Source organism: Streptomyces olivochromogenes (genome assembly GCF_021538895.1).
In the GTDB taxonomy this organism is placed as follows: Bacteria; Actinomycetota; Actinomycetes; order Streptomycetales; family Streptomycetaceae; genus Streptomyces; species Streptomyces olivochromogenes_A.
Genome location: NZ_JADDRL010000062.1, coordinates 1 through 14,947, shown reverse-complemented (window position 1 = coordinate 14,947; position 14,947 = coordinate 1). Strand labels below are relative to the sequence as shown.

General features: G+C 66.4%; 16 protein-coding genes and 3 pseudogenes. 8 read left to right on the top strand and 11 right to left on the bottom strand.

What is annotated here, in order from left to right; all coding sequences use genetic code 11:
* Nucleotides 1–66 precede the first annotated feature (66 nt).
* Complete coding sequence (locus IPZ69_RS27890) at nucleotides 67–678, bottom strand: TetR/AcrR family transcriptional regulator (RefSeq protein ID WP_235457322.1); 612 nt, start codon at nucleotides 676–678, stop codon at nucleotides 67–69.
* Nucleotides 679–763: 85 nt separating this feature from the next.
* Between IPZ69_RS27890 and IPZ69_RS27885 the strand changes: the two genes are divergently transcribed.
* Entirely contained in the window at nucleotides 764–1,345 is a 582-nt protein-coding gene (locus IPZ69_RS27885; protein WP_235457321.1) for a TIGR03086 family metal-binding protein, read from the top strand.
* Between the two features lie 200 nt (nucleotides 1,346–1,545).
* Here the strand turns inward: IPZ69_RS27885 and IPZ69_RS27880 are convergent, their stop codons facing one another.
* Complete coding sequence (locus IPZ69_RS27880; protein ID WP_235457320.1) at nucleotides 1,546–3,771, bottom strand: MMPL family transporter; 2,226 nt, start codon at nucleotides 3,769–3,771, stop codon at nucleotides 1,546–1,548.
* A gap of 271 nt (nucleotides 3,772–4,042) precedes the next feature.
* Here IPZ69_RS27880 and IPZ69_RS27875 point away from each other — a divergent pair, with 271 nt between their 5' ends.
* Both IPZ69_RS27875 and IPZ69_RS27865 read left to right on the top strand, forming a co-directional pair.
* Nucleotides 4,043–4,783 (top strand): TetR/AcrR family transcriptional regulator, encoded by a 741-nt coding sequence (locus IPZ69_RS27875; RefSeq protein WP_235457363.1) that lies wholly within the window; start codon nucleotides 4,043–4,045, stop codon nucleotides 4,781–4,783.
* 596 nt (nucleotides 4,784–5,379) lie between these two features.
* Nucleotides 5,380–5,589: a hypothetical protein gene (locus IPZ69_RS27865; protein WP_235457366.1), complete on the top strand. Its 210-nt coding sequence runs from the start codon at nucleotides 5,380–5,382 to the stop codon at nucleotides 5,587–5,589.
* 100 nt (nucleotides 5,590–5,689) lie between these two features.
* Here IPZ69_RS27865 and IPZ69_RS27860 read toward each other — a convergent pair whose 3' ends face one another.
* A complete protein-coding gene (locus IPZ69_RS27860) occupies nucleotides 5,690–6,388 on the bottom strand; it encodes a LuxR C-terminal-related transcriptional regulator (protein ID WP_235457319.1) in 699 nt (232 codons plus the stop codon).
* Nucleotides 6,389–6,457: 69 nt separating this feature from the next.
* On the opposite strand from IPZ69_RS27860, the pseudogene IPZ69_RS47890 reads away from it, so the two are divergent.
* Nucleotides 6,458–6,751, top strand: a pseudogene (locus IPZ69_RS47890) (MerR family transcriptional regulator); the annotation flags it as partial.
* A 126-nt stretch (nucleotides 6,752–6,877) separates the two neighbouring features.
* Here IPZ69_RS47890 and IPZ69_RS27855 read toward each other — a convergent pair.
* The 4 genes from IPZ69_RS27855 to IPZ69_RS27845 all read right to left on the bottom strand — a co-directional run bounded on the left by IPZ69_RS27855 (nucleotide 6,878) and on the right by IPZ69_RS27845 (nucleotide 9,186).
* Nucleotides 6,878–7,027, bottom strand: a complete 150-nt coding sequence (locus IPZ69_RS27855) for a hypothetical protein (protein ID WP_235457318.1) — start codon at nucleotides 7,025–7,027, stop codon at nucleotides 6,878–6,880.
* 112 nt (nucleotides 7,028–7,139) lie between these two features.
* The gene (locus IPZ69_RS47885) at nucleotides 7,140–7,508 is read right to left on the bottom strand and encodes a nuclear transport factor 2 family protein (protein WP_374294038.1); all 369 of its coding nucleotides are present in this window, start codon (nucleotides 7,506–7,508) and stop codon (nucleotides 7,140–7,142) included.
* 183 nt (nucleotides 7,509–7,691) lie between these two features.
* The gene (locus IPZ69_RS27850; RefSeq protein WP_235457317.1) at nucleotides 7,692–8,096 is read right to left on the bottom strand and encodes a Dabb family protein; all 405 of its coding nucleotides are present in this window, start codon (nucleotides 8,094–8,096) and stop codon (nucleotides 7,692–7,694) included.
* Nucleotides 8,097–8,271: 175 nt separating this feature from the next.
* Nucleotides 8,272–9,186, bottom strand: a complete 915-nt coding sequence (locus IPZ69_RS27845) for an NAD-dependent epimerase/dehydratase family protein (RefSeq protein WP_235457316.1) — start codon at nucleotides 9,184–9,186, stop codon at nucleotides 8,272–8,274.
* A 204-nt stretch (nucleotides 9,187–9,390) separates the two neighbouring features.
* On the opposite strand from IPZ69_RS27845, the pseudogene IPZ69_RS27840 reads away from it, so the two are divergent.
* Nucleotides 9,391–9,738, top strand: a pseudogene (locus tag IPZ69_RS27840) (transposase family protein); the annotation flags it as partial.
* A gap of 36 nt (nucleotides 9,739–9,774) precedes the next feature.
* Here IPZ69_RS27840 and IPZ69_RS27835 read toward each other — a convergent pair.
* Complete coding sequence (locus IPZ69_RS27835; protein WP_235457315.1) at nucleotides 9,775–10,299, bottom strand: GNAT family N-acetyltransferase; 525 nt, start codon at nucleotides 10,297–10,299, stop codon at nucleotides 9,775–9,777.
* Nucleotides 10,300–10,575: 276 nt separating this feature from the next.
* Between IPZ69_RS27835 and IPZ69_RS27830 the strand changes: the two genes are divergently transcribed.
* Nucleotides 10,576–11,910, top strand: a complete 1,335-nt coding sequence (locus IPZ69_RS27830; protein WP_235457314.1) for an IS701 family transposase — start codon at nucleotides 10,576–10,578, stop codon at nucleotides 11,908–11,910.
* Nucleotides 11,911–11,952: 42 nt separating this feature from the next.
* A complete protein-coding gene (locus IPZ69_RS27825) occupies nucleotides 11,953–12,687 on the top strand; it encodes a DUF6082 family protein (RefSeq protein ID WP_235457312.1) in 735 nt (244 codons plus the stop codon).
* Between the two features lie 4 nt (nucleotides 12,688–12,691).
* Here the strand turns inward: IPZ69_RS27825 and IPZ69_RS27820 are convergent, their stop codons facing one another.
* From IPZ69_RS27820 to IPZ69_RS27810, 3 genes are all read right to left on the bottom strand, one after another.
* A complete protein-coding gene (locus tag IPZ69_RS27820) occupies nucleotides 12,692–12,916 on the bottom strand; it encodes a hypothetical protein (RefSeq protein WP_235457311.1) in 225 nt (74 codons plus the stop codon).
* A gap of 115 nt (nucleotides 12,917–13,031) precedes the next feature.
* Entirely contained in the window at nucleotides 13,032–13,241 is a 210-nt protein-coding gene (locus IPZ69_RS27815; protein ID WP_235457310.1) for a DUF397 domain-containing protein, read from the bottom strand.
* Nucleotides 13,238–14,116, bottom strand: a complete 879-nt coding sequence (locus IPZ69_RS27810; protein WP_235457309.1) for a helix-turn-helix domain-containing protein — start codon at nucleotides 14,114–14,116, stop codon at nucleotides 13,238–13,240. The genes IPZ69_RS27815 and IPZ69_RS27810 overlap by 4 nt, the downstream gene beginning before the upstream one ends.
* 394 nt (nucleotides 14,117–14,510) lie before the next feature.
* Here IPZ69_RS27810 and IPZ69_RS27805 point away from each other — a divergent pair.
* A pseudogene (locus IPZ69_RS27805) lies at nucleotides 14,511–14,947 on the top strand (helix-turn-helix domain-containing protein); the annotation flags it as partial.

Genomic DNA, 14,947 nt, shown 5'->3' with positions numbered 1-14,947 from the left:
TTCGGCGGCTGCACATCGCGCGGCCGCCGCGTCCACGACAGCGTGCGGAACTGGCCGGCTACTTCCTTACGTGCCGAGCAGCGCGGCGGTGAGGCATCGGTGCAGCCAGTCGGCGGAGCGGTCGAGCGGCCAGTGGCAGTCGTCGGTCAGTGTGAAGTAGGAGGCGTTGCCGAGGAAGTACCAGAGCACGTCCGCAGCCTCGTCGACGGTGACTCCGGCGCGCAGTGCGCCCAGTTCCGCGAGCCGGGCCGCAGTGGCCCGCAATCCGCGGCGCAGGCTGTCGTGCGCCGCACCGACGGTCTCCCGGATCCCGGCGTCCTGGGGTGCGGCGGCGATCGCCTGACGCATGATCGGCGACCAGAGCTCGAACTCGCTTCGAGTGCCGTCCACGAGCATGCGCAGCAGCGCGCCGGGGTCGGTTTGCGCAGCGATCCGCTCGTAGATGCCGCCGGCCTCAGCGGCGCGCACCCCGTCCTCGATGAGTGTGCGTAGCACACCGCTCTTGCCTCCGACCGCTGCGTAGACGGTGGGCGCCGCTACCCGCGCTGCACGGGCGATGTCCTGCACCCGGGTGTCGAAATAGCCCCGTTCGACGAACAGTGCCCGCGCCGCCAGCAGGATCGCTTGACGGGTCGCAGCCGCGTACTCGGCCCGCCGTCCGGCCTCTTGTGTCACCACCCCTATGACTGTAGACCCTGCCCGATCATTGATCGTTGACAGTAACCTATACTCGATATAGTTACCTATCAGAGAAAGTAGTTCCATGATCTTTCCGGTACTCGAGGACCTGGCTCGCCAGTTCCCCGGCATCACTCCTGAGCAGGACAAGCTCCCCACACCGTGCGAAGACTTCGACGTGAGCACGTTGCGCCGCCACCTGCTGGGCTGGCTCACCTACTTCGACGCTGCCTTCACTGACCCGTCCGGCAGTGACCGGCCCGACCCGTCCGCGTTCACGGGCCCCGACCACCCGAGTGCCGTGATCGCGCACCTCACCACCACGATCCGATCGGCCCTGGCCGACGGCCTGGCGACAGCTACCGTGAACGTTCCGCTGCTGGGCGGCGCCTATCCGGGCTCCGTCGTCATCGACCTGCTTTTGATCGAAACGCTCGGCCACGGCTGGGACCTGGCCCGTGCGACCGGCCAGCGATGGAACCCGGACGCGCAAACCTGCCAGCATGCCCTCACCGTGCTCGAAGGCGTGATCCAGCCGGAATACCGTGGCCCCGGCATGCCCTTCGGCCCCGAAATCGCCATCGACGCAAGCGCACCACCTCTGGACCGGCTGGTCGCTTTCACCGGCCGCGACCCCGCTTGGGCGCCCCCCGTTCAGCTGCGCTGATGAGCGCCTGCGGCGTCGTCCTCGCTTGACGGACCGGCGGGGCAGGCGGCTGCTGCCGCCCGCCCCGCCGGAGCCGTGCGCCCTGGATCATCCGCACTCCGAGAACGGCCGGGGGCGCTGCCTCGTCAGCAGGCTCGCGGCCCGCTGGGCGGTGTCACCCCGGCCGGACTCCGCGCCGGGCAGGACGCTGTGGGCCGGAGTCAACCCCGTGAAACTGCGGGTTCGGGCTCGGCAGCGGGCTCGGGCGCGCTTTCGCTGAGGCCGAACCGGCTGTGGAACCTGCGCAGGAAGCCGGGCGCGTACCAGGCCGAGCCGCCGAGCAGGCGCATCGCGGCCGGGACGAGCACACCGCGGATGGCGACGGCGTCGATGAGGATGGCCAGCCCGCTGCCCAGGCCGAACATCTGCATGAAGCTGAGCTTGGACGTACCGAAGGCGAAGAAGCTCACCGCGAGCAGGCAGGCGGCGGCGGTGACGATGCGCCCGGTGTGCCCGAGGCCGTTGGTGACGGCGGACTCGGTGTCGTCGCCCTGGTCGTGGAGTTCCTTGATCCGGCTGGTGACGAACACCTCGTAGTCCATCGACAGTCCGAAGACGATGCAGAACATCAGCACGGTCATCGACATCTCCATCGGCTGCGCCGTGAAGCCGAGCAGGGAGGAGAGATGGCCTTCCTGGAAGATCCAGGTCATGATGCCGAGCGTCGCCACCAGGGTGATCGCGTTCAGGGCCAGGGCGCGCAGCGGCTGCACGATACTGCCGGTGAACAGGAAGAGCAGGACGAACGTGGTCAGGACGACCAGGCCGATGGCGAGCGGGAGTTGACCGCTGATGGAGTGCTTGGCGTCGACCAGTTCGGCGTCGATGCCGCCCACCAGCGGGTGGGTGCCGGGGGGCGGGGTGAGCGCCCGTACGTCGCCGACCAGGCTCTGTGCCGCGTCGGACTTCGGTGTCAAGGAGCTGACGACGCTGATCCGTTGGCCGTCGGGGCGGCTGAGGTTGGTGCTGCCGGGACCGGCCGCCGATTCCTGCCCGTGGGTGTAGGTTCCGGTGCTGGTCTCGACCCGTACCACGCCCTTGAGCTGGGACAGTTGATCGGCGTACTTCTCCAACGGGGCTTTGTCCACGTTCTGGCCGACGTTCTGGCCGATGACGATCTGGAGGGCGGCGTTGTCGTTGCCGTTGAAGTTCTTCTGGAGCGTCGCGGAGACCTGGCGGCTCTCGGCGTCCTTGGGCAGCACGCGTTCGTCCGGGGTGCCGAAGGTGATGCCGAGCAGCGGGCTCGCCGCCACCAGCAGGACCGCGAGGACGGGCAGCGCGGTGAGCGCGGGCCGCCGCATGACGGTACGCGCCAGCCGCGCCCATATGGAGACGCGCGTGGTGACGTTCGCGGTCTTCGCCCAGGGCATCTGCCCCTTGTTGACCCGGTGCCCCAGGACGACGAGCAGCGGCGGCATGACGAACAGCGCGCTGACGGCCGCGATGGCGACGACGCCGACCCCGGCGAAGCCGAACGAGCGCAGGAAATACTGCGGGAAGACGAGAAGCGCCGCGAGTGCGGCGGCCACGGTGGAGGCGGAGAACGCGACGGTGCGGCCGGCGGTGTGCACCGTCCGGCGGACGGCGTCCTCCACGCTCGCGCCGGTCGCGAGCTGTTCCCTGAACCGGCTGATCATCAACAGGCCGTAGTCGATGCCCAGTCCCAGGCCGAGAGCCGTGGTGAGGTTGGTCGCCGTGTTCGAGACGCTGGTGACGTCGGCGAGCAGGGACAGTTCGGCGAACGAGCCCAGGATGGCGATGACGGCGATGGCCAGCGGCAGCAGCGCGGCGACCACGCTGCCGAAAACGAACAGCAGCAGGATGAGGGTCAGCGGGATCGCGATCAGCTCGGCCAGTTCAAGATCCTCGACCACCTGCGTCGACATGTCGTTGCCGACGGCGGCTACCCCACCGGCCCGTACCGTGAGGGCTTTGTTGTACGTGCCGTCGTAATCGTCGAGCAGGCTCGTGGCGTTCTTCTGCTGCTGGGTCGGGTCACCCTTGACGTGGGCGAGGACCATGGCCTCGCGGCCGTCCTTGGACAGGAGTTGGGCGCTCCGCGTGTCCCAGTACGAGACGACGTTCGCGAGCGTCTTCTCCTTCTTCAGACTCGCGACCAGTGCCTTGCCGTTCTGCTCGGCAGACGGGGTGTCGACCCGGCCGTCGCCGGCGCGGACCAGCAGCACGAGGTTGGTCTCGCCGCCGAATTTCTTGTCGATGAGATCGCGTGCCCGGGTGGACTGGGAAGCCGGGTCATCGAAACCGCCGCCCAGCAGCTTGGTGAATGCGCCGCTACCGAGGGCACCCATGAGAGCTGTCGCCACGACGGCGACGATGAGTACCAGCCGGGCCCGGCGGATCGCCAGCTCGGCTATGCGTTCGAACACGCCAAATCTCCTTGCGGTCAATGTGTCTGCGGGGACGCGACGACGCTAGGGGAGGCCCTGGGGAAGTTGGCAGTGCGAGATTTACCTGACAGTGCTCGGTTTATGTTCAGGTGCCAGAGGTGCACCGTAGGGTGGGCCCATGCCCGTACCCGAACGGCCGAAGACCGCCGCCCCGCCGGCTCCGTCCGCGCCGTCTGCTCCCTCCACCCCGGCCGCTCGATCCGCGTCATCTGCTCCGCCCACGCTGCGGGAGCGGCGGCGGGCCACAGCGATGCGGGAGATCCTGGACGCCGCCGAACTGCACATCACCGAGCACGGTCCTGAGGGGCTGTCCCTGCGAGCCGTCGCGCGCAGCCTCGGCATGACCGTGCAGGCGCTCTACCACTACTTCCCCAACCGACATGCCCTCGTCACGATGCTCGTCACCAAGGGGTACGAGGACCTGTTCGCCGCCGTCCAGGCCGCCGTCGACTCGACGGCCGACTCGGCTGCGGGCGCTGGGGGCACTGCGGCGGACTCGGCGGCGGACCGGCCGTTCGTGTCGCGTCTGCTGGACGCGGCCGAGGGCTACCGGGGCTGGGCCATCGCCCACCCCGAGCGGTTCAAGCTCCTGTTCGGGACACCGCTGCGGGGCTACGCGGCCCCGGCCGACGGCGCCTCCACCATTGCCGCCCGCCGGATGAGCACGATCTTCCAGCGTGAGCTCTTTGGCGGCTTCAGCCTGGAGCAGCTCGCGGCGGCCGACATGCCCCCGCTCTCGCCCCAGTTCCGGGCCTACCTGGATCAGCTGCCCCCGGACGGGCCGGGAGTCCTCCCGCCGCCCGCGATCGCCCTGCTCATGGAGGCATGGGGGCGCATGCACGGCATGGTCGTCCTCGAGGTGTTCGGACACAGCTCGTTCCTCGGGGACCACGAGGCTGAGCTCTTCCATCTTGCGATGCGCAACATGCTCGCGGACATCCACCGGCGAATCCCGGGGAGCGCGGGCGCCGTTGAAGCCGGGGCGGTGTGAGGCGCCGTCCAGATGTGACGCGCGTCCGGGCGGTGGCGTCAGAAGCGCCGCTCGTGCGGCAACGGCGCGCACGGCCCGCGCGTCCACAACTGGGCGAGGGCCGAAGTCCGCCTCCTGGCAGTGGCCCGGCCGGCAGCACCGGGGGCCGGCCGCCGCTGGGCGGTCGAGGCGTGCTTCGGGCGATACGGAGCCGTTTGAACTGAGTGAACTCACCGGGGCGCTGAGCGGGTCGGACCACAGGCGGGCCGGGAAAGGGCTGTATGCCGCTCGCCCCGTATCTGGGGGCACCTGCTGTCGTCACCTGCCTTCACGGGGAAAGGCGCTTCGCAATCGGGCAAGCAATCCGCAGACCTGCGAGCGCCTGACCGATCCGTTCGCATGAGATGGCGTGCCCACCGCGCTCCCGGACCTCCCACCTGGTCACAACCGAGGTGGCCGGTGATCTCGCCCTCCACAGCGGACTCCAGCACTCGCTGGGTCATCTGCTGCGGCAGACCACCGCACCCGTCAGCTTCATGCCCTCGCTTCGGGTCCGGCCGACCAGCGCTCGGGCCGGACCCTCGCCGACGGCGGCGAGGGTCCGCACCATGCACTGCATGCTGGACAGCAGCTCGTCCGTGTGGGTGGCGGGCGATGAGGTCCATGGCGAAGAGCGCTCTGTCGTGGATGCGCGGGGCGAGGCGGTCGGCGTGCACGACGTCGCGCGTGGCGGGCTCCCCGTTCACGATCACCGAGGCGCCGTCGTTGAGCAGCGGCAGGGCCTCGGAGTGCAGCACCGACACCACCAGGTCCCCGGCCTGGCGTGACAGTCGGACCAGGCGGTTCACCTGCTCGGCGATCTTCAGGTCGGAGGTGGTCTCCCACAGCGGTCGACCAGCTGGAGGCCGCGGCAGGGCTTCGGGGTGTTCAGGCGGCCGGCCGCACCAGGCCCGATTCGTAGGCGAAGACCACCGCCTGGACACGGGCGCGGGCACCGATCTTGGCGAGGATGTTGCTGACGTGGGCCTTGACGGTGGTCGTGGCGATGGACAGCCGCGCAGCGATCTCGGCGTTGGACCAGCCGGAGGCGACGGCGGTGAGCACGACACGCTCCCGCTCGGTGAGCGTGCCGATCCCGACTTCCCGCACGGCAGGGAGCGCGGGTTGCAACTGTCGGACGGTGTCGATGAGAGCGCGGGTCAGGCCGGGGGTGATGACGGCGTCTCCGGCGGCCACGACACGGATGGCCGCGGGCAGTTCGCCGGGGGTGGCGTCGTGGAGAAGGAATCCACCGGCACCGGCGCGCAGGGCGGCGTAGGCGCGCTGCTCGTGGCTGGCGGGGGTCAGGATCAGCACGCGTGGGCGGTTCCCTTGCGTTCTGGAGAGTTCGGGGGTCCGGGGGAGGGTGGGAGGCCGTGTGATGCGGCGGATGGTCTCGGTGCCGTCCGAGTCGGAAATGTGGCTGTCCATCACCACGACGTCGGGGCACAGTGCGGCGCTCATGCGGACCGCCTCGGCCCCGCTCGAGGCCTCGCCGACGACAGTCAGGTCGGGCTCCTCCGCCAGGAGCATGCGCAGTCCGCGGCGCTGCAATGACTGCTCATTGACAATGAGTACGGAGGTCATGGTGGGCGTTCTCCCAACGGGAAGCGGATTATCGGCGCGGGCAGTGATCGAAACTGCATCGTTTCTCTTGTGGTCCGGGTCGCATCTTCGCCGGATGCCGCCGCGCACTCAGTCGGCACCCAGGGCTCGGTGGATGGCGGTGAGTGCCGCGCTGCCAGGGCTGTGTGCGTGCCGCGTCGCGATGGCCACCCCACAGGTCCACCACGTGGCGCGTCTCCGCGACAGGTGCGGTTCTACGAGGCAAAGAGCTTGATCACCTCGACCCGCGGGCCCAACAACTGCCGCGACTACAGCGAAGCAGCCCTGGGCCGCGTCCAGCAGATCCGAGAACTGCTCAACGCGGGCCTGTCGACGCAGGCAATCCGCGCGATCCTTCCCGTTCGGCGGCGTTGTTGTCGAACGGAAAATGGCGACCGAGCGGACCGGCACCACACCATCGCCCGCTTCACCCCCGTCTCAAACGCAGGGGAAATCACAGCTCGCGGCGGCTCACTCCGCGCGCTTTTGGAGCTCGGCCAGGTAGTCGGCGATCGCGTGACGGTTGCGGGCCAGGATGTCGATGCGCTCGGTCAGGTCAAAGTCCGCCAGAAGATCCCCGGTGGCATGCGGACCCTGCCCGGCGCGGAACACTTCTGCCATCTGCGTTCCTCGCCACCGCCACCAAACACGGCATCAATCTACTCGACGCGCTCGTCCAATTGGCATCCGGCCGACTGTGGGTACCCACGATCAACTGACCTGATTAGTTACCTTAGGATGAGACGGGCGGGACCGGACTCACATAGAAACGAGTCCAACTTATCCGACCGTCACGGACGGTCATTACTACAGGTCCGACCAAGAGAGCGGGTAGTCCCTCGATAGAAGTTCCACTCATTTCCCATTCGGACCATACCTCGGACCCCGAAACCGCTGTCCGCAGAACTCTTGCTTGCAGATCGGGCACTCGGGTAAATATCAAGGACCAGTTCATCAGCACATGCTCCCGCCCAGTAAAATTTTCTGCAGGACGGTGCGGCACCTCCGCCGCGTAGTCGACAGTGAAGCAGTCGGCGACTCGTTGCGCCGAATGCGAATTGATGGCGTCACAAAGGCGACCTACCGCGTCAATTAGATGCACAGAACTACTCCTTCTCAAGGATTGCGTGTCATTCGATCCTGGGCTGGCCGCATCGGAATGTCTGGCCAGGTCCTCACTGAGCCGGTGCCATAACTAGCGTAAAAGTTATCGAGGGGTGATTGCGTCACGACCGGCAGGTGCCGGGTGCATTGCTGCGTATACTTGCCGGTCGTGACGTGCTGATTAGTCGTTCGCGCCGGCGCCGCGAAAGTCTGGGACGTCCGAAAGCATGCCGGGAATCTCCGGGTTCAGGGCGCTGCGGCGGCGGTGCAGTTCTTCGATTTTCGCGTACAGGTCAGGGTCGTCGTCGTCGCTGATGTCGAAGATGTCGAGGCGTTCGAGCAGCGCCAGTCCCAGATGGTCAGTCCCGATAGTCGCGGGGTGGGTCAGGTACTGGTAGAGGCCGTCGAGGTCCTCAACGACGAAGACACAGCTGTAGTCGAAGTCCCCGCCGAGATCGCGGCCAACCATGAAAGACTTCACGGCCGGGTTGGACCGTCCTTGGTTGCGCCAACTTTCCAAGGCGGCCTCGATTTGCTCGGGGGTGACTTCGGCCTTAGCCTTCGCGCGGTTGATGTGGTAGATCATGGCTACTCCTGTCGTTGTTTCTCACTGCCGAAGAGGGATACCTTTCACGACACAGCCCAGATGGTGGGCCCCATCGCCGGATTGACTCAAATGCGATAAGGACCGATTCGCCGGACGTGTCATGACGAAGCGCAGGGCAGGAATCGCTGCTTGCTGTCGAAATCGGGAGGCGGGATCAAGCCGCGGCCGCGCTCACCTGATTATTGATAATGATGTCTAGATCGGTGGCGGTGAGGCCGAAGGCGTCAGCTGTTTTTGAGGCGTCCATGAGGAACGGCGAGTACCACTGATAGTCCATTTCGGCCATTTCACGGGCTTTCGGCACGAAAAGCCCAGCTGTGCGCATTGCCGCGCGTGGCATCGGGATCAGCTTGACCGGTAGCCGGCCTGCAGCGGCGGCGTAGCGCCGCGCCAGTTCACGGATGCTGATGGCCGGTGGCGACGGCACATGCCACGCCTGACCCCACGCACGCTCATCATTTCCAAGTGCGACCAGGGCCTGAGCCATGTCTCCGTTGAAGGTGAAGGTATGTGGCGCGTCTAGATCGGCAGGCACCCAGGCTGCGCGGCCCGTCTTCATTGCCGGCTCAATGATTATGGAATACAGGCCATTCGAGTCCCTGCCGATGTAGTCGGACCCGCGAACCTCCACAGTGCGGATTCCGGCGTTAAGGGCCTGCTCCCACAGCCGTTTACGGAGACGGCCTTTAGACCCAGTGGCGGCCATGGGGGTGTATTCGTTCATCATACCGCCAGGCTGCGGGCCGTAAGCGTACATGCTGCCAGTAATTGCCAGCACGGCCCTGTTTGCTTTCGCGGCTGCGATGACCGCATTCTGTATGGGCGGCAACAGCCGTTCCCACATTGTGTAGGAAGGCGGGTTCGCACAGTGGTAGATTACCTTTGCGCCGCGAGACAGCTCGGTCAAGCGGCCCGGGTCGGAAGCATCCGCAGCGACCCGTTCGACCTGCGGATACTCCGGGCCCGAGCCGCTGCGCGTGACAATGCGGACGCTTTCACCGCGGTCGGCGAGCAGGCGAGCGACATTCGTGCCGATGGAACCGGCGCCGATAACGACATGTATGGCCATGATGGGCTCTTTCATATAGATAGGAGTCCCGGGTTCGTTAAAGACTCAGAACAAAGTTCGTCGATGGCCGTTGTGGAAACTAATCGGCCTGAGCTTTGGCTGCAGGGCAGACCTCGGATCGGCGGTTCTTCACGCTGCCGTATGCGGCCGCCTGTCAGTGAGCCTCTTTCATCCTGTGCTGGCGGGTGAAATGGGCTGGTCTGCACCCTCATCCCTACCGACCGCATCAAGTCGGACGAGCCGTACTACTCGATGAAGCATCGCAAGCACGGCATGAACGTCCAGGTCATCGCAGCCCCGGACGGCACACCGCTGTGGTTCTCACGCACGACGCCCGGCCGCACCCACGACCTGACCTCCGCCCGCGCCCACGGCATCGTCCAAGCCTGCCTGACCCGGCAGATCCTCATCCTGGTCGGCCGCGCCTACCAGGGAGCCGGCGCCACCGTCCGCACCCCCTACTACCACCACAGCGAACAGCCCGAGCACTACGAGCAGTTCAACCGCGACCATGCCCGACTACGAGCCCCCGGCGAACGAGCCTTCGCCCGATACTACTGACCTGCGACTATTCAGGATGAAAGAGGTTCAGTCGAGAGTGACTTCGCTGCGGAGGATTCCGTATACGACCATGTCGTGGTAACGACCATTGCGGAACTGGGCGCCCCTCAACACGCCTTCACGCGTAAAGCCAGCCTTCTCCAGGGCACGTTGCTCGGCAATGTTTTTCACATTCGTGTGCGCGTCGACGCGGTTTACCTCGGTATGGGCGAAGAGGTACCGGGCGAGCAATGCCTGGGCCTGTGTGCCGATGCCCTGACCGCGAACTTCGTGGCGGAGACCTATGCCGATGTTCCAGCCGCGGTTGAGCGGCCCGTAAGGGACGGGCCGCCAGGAGACTGTTCCCAGTGCCTCCTGGCCGCTCACGACCGTGAGTGTGCCTGAATCGGCGGTGAGCAGGCCATTCTCCGACCAGCGCCTGCGCTTGGCCATGGGATCGGAAAAACCGAACCAGTCGAATGCCTCGTCGGATTCCGGGCTGGCGTTGAACAGGATGTCGAGGAGCCCGAGGTCTTTTTCGGAAACGGGAATAAGGCGGATCTTTTTGTCCATGGCGATGTCCTGTCTGGCTACTTGCTAACTTCCACCCCTGCTGAGCAGCCATTTCACCCCACCGAGACAGGATGAAAGAGGCTCACTGAGCTAGGGGCTCGTATCAATCTCGTCGTCCGTCTTCGTACTTGGTCACCGGTGGTGTCGCACGAGTCGTGACGCTAGCCGGGCCTCGCTGCGATTTGGCAGAGATAGATTTTTCTAACACCGTCAGGTACTACCTTGCGACTGGTGATCGGTGCTGACCGTTGTCCGGTCATGCTGATGGATGTGAGGGTGGAGCACGTTGAGCGGTGGGCAGAGGAACTGGCTGCCCTGACGGGCGGGTTGGGGCATCTGTGCGCCCGGCCGGAGCCGCGGGAAGTGTTCGCCGAGCTGATCGAGGGGCTGCTGTCTGACCTGGGCCGGAAGAACGGCTGGACGATGGCAGGGCGAGCCGGGCATGCCACCCCGCACCGGATCCAGAAGTTTCTGGGCGAGGCGTCCTGGAGCGCGGACGGACTGCTGGCCGAGGTGCAGGCTTACGCGGCACGGGAGTTGGGGTATCCGAGCGCGACGCTGGTGCTGGACGACACCCAGGTGATCAAGAAGGGTGACAAGTCCGTCGGGGTCGGCCACCAGCACTGCGGGACGACCGGTGACGTCCGCAACTGCCAAGTCATGGTGATGCTCACCTATGCCGCCGCGAGTGGCCACACCTTCTACGACCGGCGTCTGTACCTGCCGCAGTCCTGGGCCGGCGATCGTGAGCGGTGCCGGGCGGCCGGAGTCCCCGACGAGGTCGCCTTCGCCACCAAGCCGCAGCTGGGCATCGCCATGGTGCAGGGCGCGGTGGCCGGTGGGCTGCCGTTCTCCTGGGTGGCTGCCGACGCGGACTACGGCAAGGACCCCGCTCTGAGGTCCTGGCTGCACGGGCAGAGGATCCGCTACGTGCTCGCGGTGCCGCTCACGCTGCCGGTTCAGGGCCCGCCGGGCAAGCCGTGCCTGCCGAAGGTCGCAGCGGCCGGTGACCTGCTGCACTACGCCACGGTGCGCGAGCAGTGGGAACGCCGCAGCCAGGGCTCCAAGGGACAGCGAGCCTACGACTGGACGTGGTTCGAGGTCACCCTGCCCGGACAGATACCGGCCGACGGCTTCGCCCACCAGCTGCTGATCCGCCGCAGCACCGAAAAGAAGCAACTGGCCGGCGGTCGCGACGACTTCGAGTACGCGTACTTCCTCGTCCATGCCCCGGCCACCGACCCGGTCACCGAGGCGATCGTGAGGGCCGGGGTCCGCTGGAAGATCGAGGAGAACAACGAACTCGCCAAACAGATCACCGGCCTCGGCACGCCTACCACCTCCAGCAGCATCACTGGCGAGCCCCGCACCAGACCCGGGCCACCGTCAGCCACTACAACCGGCGCGGCGACCCCCTCCCAGCCCCCCTCCGCCCCTGACGACAACCCGAGCAGAACCGATCACAAGCGGTGTGAAAGGGCCCGTTGTTTTCCCACGTTCAACAGCGGGCCCAAGGGAAACCGGACGAAATCATTCTCCCCGGCACCCCGCCGACCTCCGTGCCTCTGTGCGCCCTCCCTGCTCCCAGCGCATTGTTTTCCCCGCAGATGACGCGGGAATAAGGCCGGTGAATCGAAGACATACCCACTGGTAATGGGGTCTTCCATCGGGGGTGCCATGACAGGGTCTCGTCGTGCTCGCGAGGTTTGGATCCTGGTCACCATCACGATCGCTTCCTGTGCGGCGACCGTGGGGCTCACACTTTTCCTGACGAGCTTCTCCGAAGTTCAGTCCACCGCCTCCGGCAACGCGGGACAGTCCTTCGGAGCCGCCGCCGCTGCCACATCGGTCGTCGTCCTCATCTATATCGCCCGCACATTCCACCAGCAGGGCGAGGAATCCAGGATGCAGCGCGAAGTGCTGGAGGCACAGCGTGCGGAACTGGCATTACAGCGCGAAGTCGCGGAAAACCAGCACGAGACCGCACGCCGGGTCGCCGAAGCCGCGATTCGCGAACAGCACAGGCGACTGTTTCAGATGGCATTCGACGATCCACTGCTGATGGCCGTCTGGCCTCCGTACGAGCCGGACATCCCCGCGGATCGCACCCGGCAATTCATGTACGCGAATCTCGTCATCTCGCACCAGTGCATGTGCTGGGAACTGGGCTACCTCGACGACGAATCGTCGGTGAGCAATCTCTACTATCTCTTCAGCAGCGCCCCGATGCGGGAATTCTGGGAGCGAACGCGTGCCGCCCGCGACTGCGCCACACCGCACAGCGGAAAGATGCGGCAGTTCTACGACGCCGCCGAAATGGCTTATCAACGGCAGTTGCTGAACCTTACAGCGCGGCCGGGCGCGGACGATCTGGCCGAGCCGCGCTGAGGAGTCACCCGGCCGGCGGGGTCCATCCGGCACTGATGAGCACGTCTCGCGGTACAACCACGAGGTGCTCACCGTCGCCCACTCCCGAGCCGGACGGCAGCGAGTCGTGGAGTTCGTGTGCGACGCGCCCGATGAACGCCACGTCTCCGGAGGAGAGGGCGAACACGGCGGGACAGTTGCTGTTGGTGGCACACCGCTGCGGGGCGTCCAGCCGTCTGGTGATTTTCATGCGCGCACCCAATCACACCCCCACCGGCTCCGCGCGCGATTCCCTGGCATCCAGGGGGTGTGGCAGGCCCCGCGCTCCCCAGCAATTCACTCACGCGGGCGAACGCGCCGTGGCATCAACTTCCCGACGCGTAGCTCACGAAGTCCGCCCACGCCTCCGGCGCGAGCGCGAGCTGCGGCCCCCCTATGTTCTTGGAGTCGCGGACATGCACCGCACCGGAGGCGGCGGCGACCTCGATGCAGTCATTGCCGTCACCGCTGCTGCTGTAGCTGCTCTTGAACCACGCCAGTGCGGCGGTGTCCCGGGTGGCACGAGTGCCGATCATGTTTCTCCCAGCATCTGCTCGACAAGGGCCCGTGACTCTCGGGGCGTGAGTGCCTGGGCGCGGATCATGCCATAGCGCAGGTCAAGGATCCTGAGCTGCTTCGGATCGGACACGGGTCGGCCGCTGAAAGCTCCCTCGGATCGCCCCACCGCAGAGCCGTCCGGAAATCTCAGCACCTCGATCAGCCCACCTGTACCGAAGTGTTCCTCAGTGTCGGTCGGCAGCACCTGGATCGACACATTCCGCAACTGCCCCAGTTCCAGCAGCCGTTCGAGCTGCCGACGCCACACCATTCTGCCCCCAACCGGACGTCGGAGCGTCACCTCCTCCTGGACGAAGCTGAGAGTGGGTGAGGGTGCCCTCTCAAAGATCGAACGGCGAGCCAGCCGCGCGGCCACCATGCGCTCCGTCTCCTCGTCCGAATAGGCAGGAAGCCACGCGTCGAAGAGGGCCCGCATGTGCTCCTCGGTCTGCAACAGGCCATGGATGTTGTGGTTGCTGTACAGCCCCACCTCGACTGCCTGCGATTCCAACTTGGCGAGTTCCCGAACCTTCTTCGGATACCGAACCCTCGCCACGTCCTCCTTCATCGCCGAGAGCAACCCGCCCGCCCCCAACACCTCATCCGCCTGATCCAGATACTCAGGCCGAGGAATCCGCTTACCCCCCTCGACCTTGTAGACGAGGTCCTCCCCATACCCCACCGCCACCCCGAACTCCGCGGCCCGCATCCCCTTCGCCTCGCGCCGCAGCTTCAACTGCCGCCCCACGGTGGCGATGACGGCCACACCCCAGTCGTCGTCCGGATCCACCTCCCAACCCGGCTCGTCCGCCTCGCCCTTGAGTCGCTCCCCGTCACCGCTCACGTGCTGCATCCCGCACCTCTCCGTCGTACGTCCGCGCCGCAACGGCCCTTACCCGCACCGCCCGTGCCGACAGCCCCGACAGCACTGGACAGACTCCGGACAGTCACTACACGAACACCATGAGTCGCCGCACCGGAACGTGAAGAACCACGCTCCGGTGCGACCGGCCCTCTTCTTTAAGAAACCCACGGAGAAAGAAACCCCACCAAGCCCCACCCCTCCCGCCCGCCGCGCAAACTCACTCCCGCGAGTGAATATGCCCAACTCAGCTGGATTTGGGCCTGGTTGCCTGCCCTACGCTCAGCGCGAGCAACACAACACAACCGCAAACATGCGACGGCCCCCGCCGGGACTGCAATCCCAGTGCGAGGGCCTGACCACCGAGGAAGTAAGGCCCTTCCCGATGGACTACGAAAACCCTAGCGCGCCCCCGCACGCCCAGTCCCGTATCCCGGGCAAAAACCACCCTCACCGGGACCGGCAGACGCAGGCGCAGGCGCACCCCGGCGGAGTCATCCACGACAACGTCCGCCACACCACCCACTTCACGGTGATCGGCAACCACCTCACCCAGCACCGGGAGCTGTCCCTGCTGGCCATCGGACTGGCCTGCCACATCCAGTCGCTCCCGACCGGCGTCGCCATCGACATCAAGTCCCTCACCGCCCGCTTTCCCGAGGGCCCGACCCGTATCGCCGCGGCCCTGCGCGAACTCGTAGCCCACGGCTACCTCCGCCGCACCCGCGAACGCACTCCCGTCGGCCGGATCGTCACCCGCACGGTCTCCTGCAACATGCCAGGACACCGCGGCACCGAAGCCGACACCCCCAACAAGCCGGC

Bases quoted from the DNA above. Each gene is read 5' to 3' on its own strand.
- IPZ69_RS27885 (WP_235457321.1), top strand. From the start codon at position 764: ATGATCTTTCCGGTACTCGAGGACCTGGCTCGCCAGTTCCCCGGCATC.
- IPZ69_RS27875 (WP_235457363.1), top strand. From the start codon at position 4,043: ATGCGGGAGATCCTGGACGCCGCCGAACTGCACATCACCGAGCACGGT.
- IPZ69_RS27865 (WP_235457366.1), top strand. From the start codon at position 5,380: ATGCTGGACAGCAGCTCGTCCGTGTGGGTGGCGGGCGATGAGGTCCAT.
- IPZ69_RS27860 (WP_235457319.1), bottom strand. From the start codon at position 6,388: ATGACCTCCGTACTCATTGTCAATGAGCAGTCATTGCAGCGCCGCGGA.
- IPZ69_RS27855 (WP_235457318.1), bottom strand. From the start codon at position 7,027: ATGGCAGAAGTGTTCCGCGCCGGGCAGGGTCCGCATGCCACCGGGGAT.
- IPZ69_RS27850 (WP_235457317.1), bottom strand. From the start codon at position 8,096: ATGATCTACCACATCAACCGCGCGAAGGCTAAGGCCGAAGTCACCCCC.
- IPZ69_RS27845 (WP_235457316.1), bottom strand. From the start codon at position 9,186: ATGGCCATACATGTCGTTATCGGCGCCGGTTCCATCGGCACGAATGTC.
- IPZ69_RS27835 (WP_235457315.1), bottom strand. From the start codon at position 10,299: ATGGACAAAAAGATCCGCCTTATTCCCGTTTCCGAAAAAGACCTCGGG.
- IPZ69_RS27825 (WP_235457312.1), top strand. From the start codon at position 11,953: ATGGGGTCTTCCATCGGGGGTGCCATGACAGGGTCTCGTCGTGCTCGC.
- IPZ69_RS27820 (WP_235457311.1), bottom strand. From the start codon at position 12,916: ATGAAAATCACCAGACGGCTGGACGCCCCGCAGCGGTGTGCCACCAAC.
- IPZ69_RS27815 (WP_235457310.1), bottom strand. From the start codon at position 13,241: ATGATCGGCACTCGTGCCACCCGGGACACCGCCGCACTGGCGTGGTTC.
- IPZ69_RS27810 (WP_235457309.1), bottom strand. From the start codon at position 14,116: ATGCAGCACGTGAGCGGTGACGGGGAGCGACTCAAGGGCGAGGCGGAC.